At 39.6% G+C, this 13,153-nt stretch carries 14 protein-coding genes and 2 pseudogenes; 8 read left to right on the forward strand and 8 right to left on the reverse strand.

What is annotated here, in order from left to right:
- From BGL89_RS17430 to BGL89_RS17450, 5 genes and pseudogenes are all read right to left on the reverse strand, one after another.
- Positions 1-420 (reverse strand): Uma2 family endonuclease (locus BGL89_RS17430; protein ID WP_286826800.1); only part of this gene is annotated, 420 nt, incomplete at its 3' end.
- Positions 421-647: 227 nt separating this feature from the next.
- Positions 648-1,174 (reverse strand): annotated as a pseudogene (locus tag BGL89_RS17435) (Uma2 family endonuclease).
- A 302-nt stretch (positions 1,175-1,476) separates the two neighbouring features.
- A complete protein-coding gene (locus BGL89_RS17440; RefSeq protein ID WP_286826801.1) occupies positions 1,477-2,115 on the reverse strand; it encodes a ParB N-terminal domain-containing protein in 639 nt (212 codons plus the stop codon).
- Positions 2,116-3,465, reverse strand: a complete 1,350-nt coding sequence (locus BGL89_RS17445; RefSeq protein ID WP_286826802.1) for an AAA family ATPase — start codon at positions 3,463-3,465, stop codon at positions 2,116-2,118. It abuts the gene before it with no gap.
- Between the two features lie 225 nt (positions 3,466-3,690).
- Complete coding sequence (locus tag BGL89_RS17450; protein WP_286826803.1) at positions 3,691-4,632, reverse strand: serine hydrolase; 942 nt, start codon at positions 4,630-4,632, stop codon at positions 3,691-3,693.
- Positions 4,633-4,742: 110 nt separating this feature from the next.
- Between BGL89_RS17450 and BGL89_RS17455 the strand changes: the two genes are divergently transcribed.
- From BGL89_RS17455 to gshA, 8 genes and pseudogenes are all read left to right on the forward strand, one after another.
- The gene (locus tag BGL89_RS17455; RefSeq protein ID WP_286826804.1) at positions 4,743-5,405 is read left to right on the forward strand and encodes a 4'-phosphopantetheinyl transferase family protein; all 663 of its coding nucleotides are present in this window, start codon (positions 4,743-4,745) and stop codon (positions 5,403-5,405) included.
- Between the two features lie 60 nt (positions 5,406-5,465).
- Positions 5,466-6,599 carry a glycosyltransferase family 4 protein gene (locus BGL89_RS17460; protein ID WP_286826805.1) on the forward strand — a complete coding sequence of 378 codons (1,134 nt, stop codon included), beginning with the start codon at positions 5,466-5,468 and terminating at the stop codon, positions 6,597-6,599.
- Positions 6,600-6,654: 55 nt separating this feature from the next.
- Positions 6,655-6,948, forward strand: a complete 294-nt coding sequence (clpS, locus tag BGL89_RS17465; protein ID WP_002765336.1) for an ATP-dependent Clp protease adapter ClpS — start codon at positions 6,655-6,657, stop codon at positions 6,946-6,948.
- 2 nt (positions 6,949-6,950) lie between these two features.
- Positions 6,951-7,235: a DUF2103 domain-containing protein gene (locus tag BGL89_RS17470; protein ID WP_286826806.1), complete on the forward strand. Its 285-nt coding sequence runs from the start codon at positions 6,951-6,953 to the stop codon at positions 7,233-7,235.
- 5 nt (positions 7,236-7,240) lie between these two features.
- On the forward strand, positions 7,241-9,187 hold the full coding sequence (locus BGL89_RS17475; protein ID WP_286826807.1) for a pentapeptide repeat-containing protein: 1,947 nt from the start codon (positions 7,241-7,243) through the stop codon (positions 9,185-9,187).
- A 52-nt stretch (positions 9,188-9,239) separates the two neighbouring features.
- Positions 9,240-9,650: pseudogene (locus tag BGL89_RS21355) on the forward strand (helix-turn-helix domain-containing protein); the annotation flags it as partial.
- Positions 9,651-9,861: 211 nt separating this feature from the next.
- Positions 9,862-10,254 (forward strand): pre-16S rRNA-processing nuclease YqgF, encoded by a 393-nt coding sequence (locus BGL89_RS17490; RefSeq protein ID WP_052275734.1) that lies wholly within the window; start codon positions 9,862-9,864, stop codon positions 10,252-10,254.
- A 39-nt stretch (positions 10,255-10,293) separates the two neighbouring features.
- On the forward strand, positions 10,294-11,448 hold the full coding sequence (gene gshA, locus BGL89_RS17495; protein ID WP_286826810.1) for a glutamate--cysteine ligase: 1,155 nt from the start codon (positions 10,294-10,296) through the stop codon (positions 11,446-11,448).
- Positions 11,449-11,452: 4 nt separating this feature from the next.
- Here the strand turns inward: gshA and BGL89_RS17500 are convergent, their stop codons facing one another.
- The 3 genes from BGL89_RS17500 to BGL89_RS17510 form a co-directional block, all read right to left on the reverse strand.
- The gene (locus tag BGL89_RS17500; RefSeq protein ID WP_286826811.1) at positions 11,453-11,740 is read right to left on the reverse strand and encodes a YggT family protein; all 288 of its coding nucleotides are present in this window, start codon (positions 11,738-11,740) and stop codon (positions 11,453-11,455) included.
- A gap of 413 nt (positions 11,741-12,153) precedes the next feature.
- Positions 12,154-12,342, reverse strand: a complete 189-nt coding sequence (locus BGL89_RS17505; protein ID WP_024968811.1) for a hypothetical protein — start codon at positions 12,340-12,342, stop codon at positions 12,154-12,156.
- A 5-nt stretch (positions 12,343-12,347) separates the two neighbouring features.
- A complete protein-coding gene (locus BGL89_RS17510; protein ID WP_024968812.1) occupies positions 12,348-12,821 on the reverse strand; it encodes a type II toxin-antitoxin system VapC family toxin in 474 nt (157 codons plus the stop codon).
- Positions 12,822-13,153: the final 332 nt, after the last annotated feature.

The following is a 13,153-nucleotide window of genomic DNA, read 5'->3' on the forward strand; positions in this document are numbered from 1 at the left end:
TAATTTTTGATGCACATCGTAGGAAGCACTAGAAGCGGCAATTTCGACAATTAATTCCGGCGCGCCTTCTACATAATCATCTTGACTAATTGTCGATTGTCCTCCCTTTTCAATTCTTAATAGGGCATCCGGTTGGGGTTCGTTATCAATATCTAATCTCACGGTGGCATTATCACCCAATCTAACACCAGGAGTCGCCGCTTTATAGAGAGCTAACCATCCGATAATATTAGCATGAGGCTCGGCGTGACTTTCAAATCTGAGGGGAGATGCCATATAAACAATTCCTTCAATTAATTCCGCTTTTTTGAGATGGGGCATTGCTTGATAACGTCGTTCAAATTCCCATCGAGTTAATTTATCGCCGTTTTCTAGGGGAGGAATTGTTAAAGAAGCAGCCATTACTGGGGTAGTTATCATAAGTTCTCTCTTTTCACCCGTCTTCTTGTTAATCTTTGCCAGCTTTTAGATCACCAGTTTTTAGTCATCTTCCATTATTATAACATCGATAGGTAGGAGATGTTAGAGTAGTTTAACACACCCACAAACATCAATTAGAAGTCAATAAATAATCCATTAGTTTGAGCAAAGTCGTTTCTCCCATATTATAGAACGCTTGAGAGAAAACATTTCTCTGATTTTAAAATCTAGCTGTGATTGGCAGTTAATTTATTGACAAAATCTCGATGTTCTGCTGTTTCTAACCCCCGTTGCAAAATCACTAAAACTTTTCCTAAGTCGCCCATTAATAAAGCGTTTTTATCTAGCCATAAACCGGGGAAGATTTGGGAGCGTATTATGCAATTAATTCCGGCGCGCCTTCTACATAATCATCTTGACTAATTATCGATTGTCCTCCCTTGTCAATTCTTAATAGGGCATCCGGTTGGGGTTCGTTATCAATATCTAATCTCACGGTACAATTATCCCCTAATTGCAGATAGGGGGTAAAAGCTTTATAAAAACCCAACCATAACATAATATGCGCGTGGGGTTCACCATGTTGGGTAATTCTCAAGGGAGATGCCATATAAACAATTCCTTCAATTAATTCCGCTTTTTTGAGATGGGGCATCCCTTGATAACGTCGTTCAAATTCCCATCGAGTTAATTTATCGCCGTTTTCTAGGGGGGGAATTGTTAAAGAAGCAGCAATTACTGGAGTAGTTGTCATAAGTTTTCTCTTTTCAACCGTCTTCTTGTTAATCTTTGCCCGCTATCGGATCAGGCTTTTTTACTGATCTTCCATTATTATAACATCGGGTTCTTCGTTACTTGGTATGGTTCGATAGGGGGGCATAAATCGACTAAATCCTTATCTGGCAAGAGATTTAATTGATTAGTTCGCTCTACGCTAAATGCCTTTCTATATAAGGGTTCCATCCCTTATAACCCCCGTCCATTGCATAACACAAACCGAAGAGCCTAACATCGATCGGTAGGGTGTGTTAAAGTAGCTCAACACACCCACAAACATCAATTAGAAGTCAATAAATAATCCATTAATTTGATCAGAGTTGCTGCCCCCATTTTATCTACTCGATCAATGATATCATCTAGAGAAACAAAGGGCTTCTCCTTTAGAAAATTTCCAGTAACTGTTTTATTTATTCCCGCCTTTTTAAGCTGATTATCATCACAGGTATTCAAAAGCTCTAAAATCGACTTATAAGAAGGAGGAGGAGGAGGAATAATTTTTTCTTCCAGTCTTTTGATTTCTTTTTGGTACTCCTCTCGGATTGCTTGTAACTCGGTTTCTAATCGTTTTTCAAGATTACTCATCCTCAATTCTAGAGGATTATCTATTATTTTATCTGGACATAATAACTGCATTTGCTGTGAAGCGATATTCTCCGCTTCTTTATCAACTACAAAAGCGTTAATAGTTTCTAGGCTGAGTTCTTTTTCTTTAGCAATTAAACAGGCATAATACTCTAAATTTCCCTCAATAATCTGGAAGCGTTCAAAGCCAATTTTTTTGAGAATGACAGGACGAATTAAGCCCTTCATTGCTACAATAAGATTAGCTAAGTTTTGTAAATCTGTTTCTGGAAAATAAGAACGCTCTTTAGTAGCTACCACGTCCTGTAAATCAATTAGTAAGAAATCCCACATTTACTTAACTCCTATTTTAGCTAAAACTTCCAGTGCTAAGGCTTCAAATTCTGCTGCTGATACTCCCGCATCAGCTTGATGTTCCGCATAATCCATTATAGATTGGGGAGCAGGAATTTCTAAATCTCCCACGGTAACGTATTGATTTATACAGCGAGATAAAGGCATTCTTTCCGATATAGTCGATTCCATCAAGGGTAAACCATATTTGTCTGGAATCACTTGTTTTTGTTTAGGAAGTGTGTGTTTTAAGTATTGAGCGTTGGTAGAAATTTTGGAGGGTAAAACACCCAAAATTTTTAGGGGTTCTTTACCTAAATTTTCACGACTTTCGTTAATTGCTTCCTTGATAAAGTTTTTTACACTATTTAAACCTTGATTAGAAAATGGTTTAAGATCGGAAGGAATAATCAGATAGTCGGAAGCAATTAAACCAGCTTGAGCATAAAAATCTAAGGATGGCGGTGTGTCAATAATAACAAAGTCATAATTATCTCTAATTTTATCTAATTTTTTCGATAATCTTGTGTTAGAAGTTCCGTATCTGGTTAGGGTAGTTTGTTTTTCAATTAAGCTAATATGAGCGGGAATTACATCAATTTCTGGATGGTTAAATCCCTGAGATTTCCTAACAATACTTGGCACAAAAGTTATGTCTCCATCATTGAGTAAATGAAAGACATTTTTATCTTTTAAATCATCGTCATCATCGAATTGAAACTTAATTAAACCAACGGCAAAGGTACTATTAGCTTGAGCATCAATATCAATCAATAATACTCGCTTGCCTTTTTTACTCAAAGCTGCCGCTAGATTGGTAGCGACGGTGGTTTTACCAACACCACCTTTATGATGATAAATTGCGATGGTTTTCATGGGATTTCTGTTGTTGATTGTTGGAGAATTGAGCGGTTGAATACCTAAAGATAAGGTTTCGTAGCCAATCAGAGATTTTAACTGTTCTAAGTGAGAGGCAATTTCTAACCCAGAACATCTAAAAACTAAATAAATTTTATCGGGTTTCCTTTGATAAAGTAGAATCTCATCACCATTGGTTAATAATCCCCACTGCACTTTAAAGTAGTTGAGATAATAACCTAAACGGTGACGATGATTAATCAGCTTTTCTCTGGGGTTTTTAGCCTCGATAATTAGACAGTGAGAGGGGAAAAACTGCTTTTTGTTGATAGGTTTTTGAGCGGAAACAAGGAAATCTAAGCGTACTTTACCGAAGCTAACTTGTTGATACCAATGTTCGGCATTGTAGCCTAGTTTGGGGAGTAAATACTGGACGATTAATTTACTCTCCACTTCCCTTTCGTTATGACAATGGCTAGGATTGAAAGTCACACATTTGAGGAAATACTTAAGAACAACTTATTGTTAGTTTAAATGATGACAGCCCTTCTCGTCAAGGTGAAGCACAGACTAAATCCTTACTTAATCGGGTATTTCAGCTGCAAGAACGAACCCCATCTATCCCAGAAAAGCTACATATTGAGATGAATATCAGTCAATTTACGGGTTTATTGCAGTAGGATGTTTACCTAAAAAGCATCCTACTGACAGCTTCAATTAATTAATCTGCATAATTTTCTCGGCTACTTTCTGGGAAATAAAAGGTAAAATTGAGCGATTTTGACTGTTATCTTTTCCCTCGGTAAATACCACCAAGAGATAGGGAGTATGATGGGGAATTTCAATATAGGCTGCATCGTGACGCACTTGACTTGTCCAACCAGCTTTTGACCAAATTTGACTATTTTCTGGTAATCCTTGTCCGAGAAATCCTAAGATTTGTGTATCATCTCCTTGACTTGTCCAATCAGCAGGATTAAGACTACGTTTTAGTAAAGACATCATCATCTGGGAACGTTGGGAAGAAACAGCAATCCCCCCGACAATAGTATGAATTAAACGCGCCACTGCATTGCTAGTTAACATATTGCGATTCTCCATTAATTCCCCTAAAAAAGTGCGTTCACGTCCATAGGGACCATCAGACCAAGTTTTTTGATTAACGTTAATTGTCGCTAATTCTGGCCAATTTAGGGATTGAAAATAACGATTAACTATGTTGCGTTGTTGCTTCCAAGTTTCAAAGGGACCGGCGGCAATTTCTGGACCGCTAGTGGTTCCTGTAACCAGATCTACAACTAAACTGGTAGCATCATTACTAGAGTCAACAATCATGTCACGAATGGCGCGATTTAATTCGGTGCTTTCGGCAATCATTACCCCTTCTAACCACTCATGAATTGCTACTAGATAAAATAATTTCACTAAACTAGCAGGATAGGTTCTTTCTTGTCCGCGATAGCTAAATCCGCGGGGGGAATATTTCCAGAATTCTTCGTGGGAAATTGCTCCCCCCGTGTTGACGATAACGGGAGGATCATATACTATCCAAGTTAGGGCAATTTGTTCTTGAGCTAATTGGGGAAATTCTCGCCAAGTTGTTTCTAAAATATCTGTACCGAACTGTTGGAGGTGATCTTCAGTATGAAAAAAGTTCATAGGTGTGCTGCAAAGTCAAGAGTTAGAAGGTGGATAAATTCTTGAGTCGGCAATTCTCATTTTACGGTAAAATTTACCGATAATTAATTATTTGAACGCTTCTGAGTTTAATGTTTATATCTACCGATGAGGTTCATCTCTATTTTATCAGTCTCGATCCCTCTGGGGACAGACTAGAAAAACTGGCTTCTTTGCTCTCGGAAGATGAAATAATTAGAGCTAATCGTTACCATTTTCCCGAACACAAGCGGCGTTTTTTGGTGGGTAGGGGATGTTTAAGGGAGATTTTAGGGTCATATTTGGCGATAAGTCCCGAAAAAATCGAGTTTATCTACAGTGAACGGGGAAAACCGAGTATTAACTACCAATTACAGTTTAATCTCTCCCATTCCGAAGAGATGGCAATCTGTGGCTTGACTTTAACCAGTCGCATCGGGGTAGATTTAGAGAAAATGCGGGCCATGAAAGATTTAAATAGCTTGACAAAAAGGTTTTTTTGTGCTAGGGAACATGAGCTTGTTGAAAAGTCCGCCGAGAAGGAAAAGCTATTTTTTCAGTTATGGACGGCAAAAGAGGCTTATTTAAAGGCACTGGGAACGGGAATTAGCGGGGGACTCGATCGAGTGGAAGTAGGCCTCAATCCCTTAAAATTAGACAATGTGGCGGGGGAATGGCAATTATGGACAGGAGAAATCGGCGATAATTATCGAGCGACGGTGGTTATCGAAGGTAGCGATCGAGTGATTAAAACCTTTGGCCTTTCTGATCTATGATTAATTGGGGAGTTAATTGCCTTCAGGTGTCCTTAATTATTACTTAATCTTGTTTTCTCTATGCGAATTGCTCTTTTTACAGAAACTTTCTTACCGAAAATCGATGGAATTGTCACCCGTCTTAAACATACCGTTGACCACCTACAAAGATTAGGTCATCAGGTATTAGTTTTCTCTCCCGATGGCGGTTTAAAAGAGTACAAAGGTGCTAAGATTCATGGAGTTACAGGGATTCCCCTACCCCTATATCCGGAATTAAAAATGGCTTTTCCCCGGCCTTCAGTCGGTCAAGCTTTAGAGAGGTTCAAACCCGATATTATTCATGTGGTTAACCCCGCTATTTTAGGGGTGGGAGGCATTTATTTTGCCAAAACTATGAACATTCCCCTCGTCGCTTCCTATCATACCCATCTCCCCCAATACCTACAACACTACGGGTTAGGTTCCCTAGAAGGATTACTCTGGGAATTATTAAAATTGGCCCACAATCAAGCAAGTTTAAATCTCTGTACTTCCACTGCTATGGTGCAAGAATTATCTAGTCGTGGCATTGAAAAGGTAGAGCTTTGGCAAAGGGGAGTCGATACGGAATTATTTCAACCTCATTTAAAATCCCCGGCTATGAGACTGAAATTATCCCAAAATAACCCCGATAGTCCTCTCTTATTATATGTTGGTCGAGTCTCGGCCGAAAAAGAAATCGATCGCATTAAACCAGTATTAGAAGCGATTCCCGAAGCAAGATTTGCCATTGTGGGAGATGGTCCCCATCGGGAAGCTTTAACAAGTCATTTTGCCGACACAAATACCCATTTTGTCGGTTATTTACAGGGGTTAGAATTAGCCTCCGCTTTTGCTTCCGCAGATGCTTTTCTTTTTCCCTCACGCACAGAAACCCTCGGTTTGGTACTTTTAGAATCCATGGCTGCCGGTTGTCCGGTGGTGGCGGCAAATTCGGGGGGAATTCCCGATATTGTCACCGATGGAGTTAATGGTCATCTCTTCGATCCTAGGGATGAGAAGGGTTTAATTACTGCCACCCAAAGATTACTAACCGCCAAGGCAGAAAGAGAGGAATTACGACGAAATGCGCGTCTAGAAGCGGAAAAATGGGCATGGCAAGCGGCCAGCAAACAATTATTAAATTACTATCACCGGGTTTTGAATAATAATTCTGTGGCTTTTGCCGCTTAATTGTTGTCAAAATGCTCGAATTTAATTGCAAAAACCTTGACCTATTGTAACTTTTATGGCCAGCGCACCCAGTACCACCTTAGATAAGTCCACCCAAGTTGTCAAAAAGACTTATCCCAACTATAAAGTTATTGTTCTCAACGATGACTTTAACACCTTCGATCATGTGGCCAATTGTTTAATTAAATATATCCCAGATATGACTACCGATCGAGCTTGGGAATTAACTAATCAAGTTCACTACCAAGGACAAGCAATTGTCTGGACAGGTCCCCAAGAACAAGCGGAACTTTATCACCAACAATTGCGACGGGAAGGATTAACTATGGCTCCTCTAGAGGCCGCATAATTATGAATAATGGTCGCTTAGTTTGGAATCATTCTACTCATATTCCGGGGTTGATTGCGGTATTAGAAAAGTTAATTACCTATCAAGGAATCACCACTGTCACCCCGGGGGTACTTTCTCGCTCAAAAGGTCATTGTCCGCGGTTACAATTGCGGATATCAGTGCCAATTCTTGGTGGTTTTAAGGTGATTGCGAGGACAGGAAAAAGTGTGCAGGAAGTCTTTGTTATCACCGATTTAAACCAAGCGGATTTAGAAATGGCTATCCAAGCTTGTTTAGGAAAATAACTGTCGTGGGTGCGTTGTTGAAAGGCTGCTGGTTACTAATCATTGTTTTTCTGTTTTTCTGTGTACATTCTCTCCCTAGTTTGGCAGTAGTGGATAGAGTTCCTTTAACAGTAACTTTATTGCAGGAACGTTTAAGCGCACCCGTCCTTAAAGAAGGGATGACTACCATTGATTTAGCCAATTTAGTTATCGATATCCGCGATGAAAATAAGGAACTCCAGGAACAATTTTATCAACAGATTCAAGGTCAAATTAATCGCGCTAAACAACCCCTAGGTTTAGATTTTAGTAATTCCTTAATTCAAGGCAATTTTATCGCTTCCCGTCTGGGTTTACCGACTCCTTTAACAAAAGTAGCTCTCGCTACCTTATTATCACCCACGGAAGAACAGTTATTACAACAGGACGAAAATTTTTTATTCGATAGCGATGAACCGGTTTTTAATGTCACAGTATTTCGCGGACCTGTGAAGTTGTCCGGAACCGTATTTATGGGAGAAGTGGACTTTTCTAAGACTTTTTTTCTGCAAATTGTCGAAGCAATGGAAGCAAAATTTAGTCGTGAAAGTAATTGGGTAGAATCTCGTTTTGCTAGGGTAGCGAAATTTACCAAAGCCACTTTTATGGGAGATGTAAATTTTAGTCAAAGTCAATTTTTAAATAAAGCTATCTTTCGCACGGCACATTTTAAAAGTATTACCAACTTCCATCGCAGTCATTTTACTGCCGAAGCTTATTTTGATCAAACTAAATACGATAAAACCGCAGATTTTACCCGTACTTTCTGGGAAAAAGAAGCCAATTTTTCCCAAAGTCAATGGCGAGATCGTCCGCTATTTTCTAAGAGTAGATTTTTAAGTTTATTAACCTTTAGAAATGCCACTCTTGAAAAATCGGGTGCTTTCCGATCTAGTTATTTTAATGGTGTGGTTAGTTTTCAAGATCTGAAACTTTTAGATCAGGTAGATTTTAGTAATTCCACTTTTACTAAAAATAGTTATTTGAGTGTATCGGGATTAGCTTTTGATTCCGATAAAGCGAAAATACTAGGAGATAGAGGAGTAATTGGTCAAGCAATTTATTTACCAACCTTAACAGGAAATGAAACAGTTTTAAGAAATTTAGTTCGTAATTTCCGCTCCCTAGAACAAATTGCCGATGCCAATCAAATTGAATACAAAACCGAAAAATTGCGATTTCAACAGTTAAAACAAAAACTGAATAATATCTCAATTATTCGCCTAATTAACCTCACTTGGTTAGCTGATTTTCTGCATACTTCTTTCCTTGCTTTACTATTACTCTTAAGTCAAGATGGTACAAATTTTAGTTTAGTTTTCGGTACAGGAATCATAATTTTTGCCTATTTTGGCTGTTTATTTTGGTTAATTGATCGCGTGCGTCGTCTCACTCCTAAACCGGTAATTCCTAATCGTTATGAAATTCTTTGTATGGTAACTAGCTATAGTATTCTCACCCTTTCAGGTGTGTTTAATATCCTGCAATCTGCCAGTCGTCCCCTACTAACTTTAACAGCCATTGCCCTAATTCTTGTCCCCTTACCCCTAATTTTAATTATCGAACTTTATCGTCGGGGACGCTATCACGATTTAATGGATAGTTCCTATTTCCTGCAAGATGGTAGTATGCGACAATTACGCTTATTAATCACCCGTTTACCCGTGGTTCCTGAATTTCCCCTCTTTCGCGATCGTTATACTCCTATTCCTTGGCAAAAGCGTTGGAATTGGTTAAATTATTACGATTTAAGTCTCAATAATTTGCTAAAATTAGGCTTTAATGATTGGCGAGTTCGCGATCAAGAATTACCCCCTATCATTTCTTTTTTAGTTTGGTATCAATGGGGTATCGGTATCTTTTATATCACTCTCCTCCTCTGGACTCTTTCGCGCACGATTCCGGGGTTAAATCTCTTGATTTATTTTAAATAAACTGTAAAAATTTAAATACAGCAGTTATCTTTTCGTTTTGGGAAGCAGAAATATGAGTGGAAAAATGACCCTTACTTTGAACCGTGATACCTACGGAAGGTTACTAGCTGAGTATCTACCAAAAGTAAGAGAAACCGATGCAGAAAACGAACAGGCTATTACCCTAGCTGCGGCCTTATCTCATCGAGAAAATCGCAGTCTATAAGAAACCACTTTGTTAAATTTACTCTTGACTTTAATCGAAAAATACGAACAAGAGAATTATCCCATTGAAGAATCAGAACCCCATTCAATACTTTGGGAACTCATGGAAGCTAACAACTTACAAGAAAAAGATTTATCAGATATACTAGGTTCAAAAACAATAGTTTCTGATATTCTTATTGGCAAACAAATAATAACAGAAAAACAAGCTGTAAAGTTAGGACAGTTTTTTCACGTTGACTCAAGTACCCTAGTTACGAACTCGACCCATTTGGTCGATTTTTGCTTAACAATTGAGATGGCAAATTCTCCTCAAATATGCCTGAATCGTGGGTAAGCAACTCACATAAAGTTAATTTTGTCAAGGATGGTTAAGATGCGCTTACCCTGCTAAAACCCCAAAACCCAACACCCGACCCCCTAATTTAATGATTTAATAAAACCGACCACTGCTGCAGGAGATAAAAACTATGTGTATTCTGGGTTTTGATCCGGGTAAGGATAAATGTGGGATCGCAGTCAGATCATCGACGGGGAAAATTTATACCCATGAGGTGATAGCATCGTCACAAGCGATCGAGCGTTTAGCCAGTCTCTGTCAACAATATCCGATCGAATTACTGGTGATGGGGAATCAAACCACCTCGAAAAGTTGGCACCAAAAAATTGCCGCTCGTGTCACTATCCCGATTACTCTAGTGGATGAACGCAATAGTACCCTAGAAGCGCGCGATCGCTATTGGCAAATGTTCCCCCCCAAAGGATTACAGAAACTCATCCCCCAAGGTATGCGTCTTCCCGATCGCCCCATTGATGATATAGTGGCGATTCTGCTGATCGAACGTCATTTACAGTCCAAATAATGTCACACTACAAAATAGACACAGCAAGGTGGATTGACGATGCTCCTAAGTAAAGGTTTTGAAGTAGAAATGTACACCGGAACAGCAGCCGGAGAAATTATCGGTTTATCCGATCGCATTGTCAAGGATTTAGATGGTTTTGTCCGGGAACCGGATAGTCGTAACGTAGAATATACCACGGCTCCCATGACTAACTATGACCGTCTTTTATGCGCTACTTTAAAACCTCGTCTCGCTCTACGGCCATATTTGCGTCGTTTAGGCGATTATACCCTAATCCCTGGCAGTACCCTCTCCTTGGGCGATAGTCAACATTTTTATCGCAGTGACCCTCAAAATCCCTATCATGACTATATTGAACAGACCTACGGCACTAATGTAGTCACGGCCAGTATTCATATTAACGTCGGTATTAGCGATTATGAGGATTTAATGCGTGCCTGTCGCTTAATTCGCCTAGAAGCTCCTTTATACTTGGCTTTAAGTGCTTCCTCTCCTTTTCTCGATGGTAAAATCACTGGTTCCCATTCCCGTCGTTGGCAAGTTTTCCCCCAAACTCCCGCTTATGTTCCCCTCTTTGAAAGTCATAAACATTTTGTCACTTGGACCGAGGAACAATTAAAAATCGGTACGATGCAGAATGTTCGTCATCTCTGGGTCTCAGTACGTCCTAACGGTAGCAATCGTCCCTATAATCTCAATCGTCTAGAATTGCGAATTTGTGACCTGATTGCTAATCCTATTAGTTTATTAGCAGTTATGGCTTTTTTAGAGGCCCGTTTAATTCAACTTTTACACGATCCCCAATTAGACCCTTTAATTTTAAGTCAATTACCCAGCAGCAATCGCGGCGAGGATTTATTAACTTTAACTCAAGAAAACGAACAGGCTGCCGCGCGTTTTAGTCTTGATGCCACCCTAAGACATTGGTACGATGGCCGGGAAATCTTAGCTAGGGATTGGATTAAAGACCTCTATGTTCAAGTTTATCCTACCGCTAAAGAAAAGGGTTTTAGTTGTTTCCTCTCCCCCCTACAAAAAATCCTCCGCGAAGGTAACACTGCACAACAATGGTTAAAACAATACGACCAAGGTATGGGTGTTAAAACTATTATCAAAAAGGCGATTATTACCCTAGAAAAAGAGGAACGAGAGTTAGAACATAAATTATGTCAGCATATTCTAGTCGCCTAAATAATTATTTTAAGGCCATGGTAATTAAACCCTGTTGACCGAGAAGAATTTCCCGCAGCAGCGTACAAATTCCCACCCAGATAATCGGAGAAATATCAACTCCTCCCAAGGGTGGTATGAGTTGACGCACGGGGATTAAAAAAGGTTCCGTTGGCCAAGCAATAATATTAAAGGGAAAGCTATTTAAATCTACCTGTGGATTCCAGGTTAAAACGATCCGTAAGATAAACAAAAGGGTCATCAACCCTAAGATAATTCCCAATGTCCAAATCAATGCGATCGCTATGTCCATAGTCCCTAAATTAAGTTTTTTTACTAATTGCCTCTGTCTTAATATAGCAGTTTCGGTTCTATCTTGAAATAATTAGGGTCTGCTGAATAATGGTAAAACCCTTTTAAAATAAAGCTTTTGACCTGTTAAAGTCCGATGTTAGTGCAAGAAAATAGGATAGGGCAACAAAGCCTGAAACTCCTGACTCCTGACTCCTGACTCCTGACTCCTACCCCCACCGAAAAACTTTTTCAGCAGACCCTAATTATGTTTAAACTATTAGCCCGCCTAGGAACAACCCTAATCAGTACCCTATTTGTGATATCCTTTAAAGTGCAATGTTTATAGGCTGAGGGGGCAGTTTCTCTAAGTTGTAGGGGTTCGCTGCCTAACGGTCAAGTTGAGCCGCTACCGATTTCCTTTGTTTAAACACATCATTCTTGGGGAATCGGCTCCAAAGCCTTGTTAGACTGTTTTTGATGTTGCAGTGATACTAATTTTCTGCCACTCGTAGCTTGTCTTTTCTGCCAGTCGGCAAATATCGCTTTGAAATCATAATTAAAAGATTTAGCATGCTCTTCTCTTATTCTGTGCAATTCTTCAAGAATTTCATCTTCCCACATACAATTTACTCTCCCATTAATTCATAAGGTGTACAAATGGTCGGCAATTTATAGCCAAAATCACGGCAGATTTCCCTAAGCTTTTTTTGGATTTGAGCGTTAGCAATATGTTTACAGTTCCATGTTAGCAAGTAATCTAATCCATGAACGGTGGCTGCGGCAATGTGAATAGCATCATCAGAGGCCTTGGCGGGAAGATTACTTCTAGTGAGGAATTGCATTCCCAAGTCTTCTATAGTGTCAGTAAGCTCAAGCACAGAAAGATTTTGCAGAATCTCTAGTCTCTTGCTTGCCATTTCCGTATCGCCCTGTCCCGCTTCATCTAAGACAACTTGCGAGATGTAAAGGGCAAATTGACTACGGCGAGTTTCCCACCATCTTCTGGTTATTTCCAAATTTGCCATGAAGATCAAGTTGTTGCTTGGTCTAACGGCTAGATAGCCAATAACACTGGTTTCAATATAGACGGTTTCGCTCACGACAATAACAGAAAATCTCTCTGCTCCCTATCCTACCAGATTTAATCTTGTTTCCGAGGTTGTTGGCTTTCACTTCGTTCAACCCAACCTACCAGATCTATTAAGAAATCTATTTTGAGGTCAAATCGCTGGAATAACCATTTCATCAAGTGTTGGGGGATCGCCGTCTCCGAGAGTGACAAAAGAGGGATAGATATTGGGCTGCTGCATAACGCTTGCAATCAGCGGACGCAGATAACCTTTTTGACATCCTCGCCGCCCTAAAAGTGCGGCGATTCCTAAACCTCACGATTTAAGTTTCTGCTTCAACCACCGTTGCATACCACGGTTAA

The organism is Microcystis sp. LSC13-02 (genome assembly GCA_002282935.1).
Taxonomy (GTDB): Bacteria; Cyanobacteriota; Cyanobacteriia; order Cyanobacteriales; family Microcystaceae; genus Microcystis.

What these genes read in the sequence shown, in the direction of transcription:
- clpS (WP_002765336.1), top strand. Translation starts at nt 6,655, where the DNA reads ATGGCCAGCGCACCCAGTACCACCTTAGATAAGTCCACCCAAGTTGTC.
- BGL89_RS17470 (WP_286826806.1), top strand. Translation starts at nt 6,951, where the DNA reads ATGAATAATGGTCGCTTAGTTTGGAATCATTCTACTCATATTCCGGGG.
- BGL89_RS17490 (WP_052275734.1), top strand. Translation starts at nt 9,862, where the DNA reads ATGTGTATTCTGGGTTTTGATCCGGGTAAGGATAAATGTGGGATCGCA.
- gshA (WP_286826810.1), top strand. Translation starts at nt 10,294, where the DNA reads ATGCTCCTAAGTAAAGGTTTTGAAGTAGAAATGTACACCGGAACAGCA.
- BGL89_RS17460 (WP_286826805.1), top strand. Translation starts at nt 5,466, where the DNA reads ATGCGAATTGCTCTTTTTACAGAAACTTTCTTACCGAAAATCGATGGA.
- BGL89_RS17505 (WP_024968811.1), bottom strand. Translation starts at nt 12,342, where the DNA reads ATGTGGGAAGATGAAATTCTTGAAGAATTGCACAGAATAAGAGAAGAG.
- BGL89_RS17450 (WP_286826803.1), bottom strand. Translation starts at nt 4,632, where the DNA reads ATGAACTTTTTTCATACTGAAGATCACCTCCAACAGTTCGGTACAGAT.
- BGL89_RS17440 (WP_286826801.1), bottom strand. Translation starts at nt 2,115, where the DNA reads ATGTGGGATTTCTTACTAATTGATTTACAGGACGTGGTAGCTACTAAA.
- BGL89_RS17455 (WP_286826804.1), top strand. Translation starts at nt 4,743, where the DNA reads ATGTTTATATCTACCGATGAGGTTCATCTCTATTTTATCAGTCTCGAT.
- BGL89_RS17500 (WP_286826811.1), bottom strand. Translation starts at nt 11,740, where the DNA reads ATGGACATAGCGATCGCATTGATTTGGACATTGGGAATTATCTTAGGG.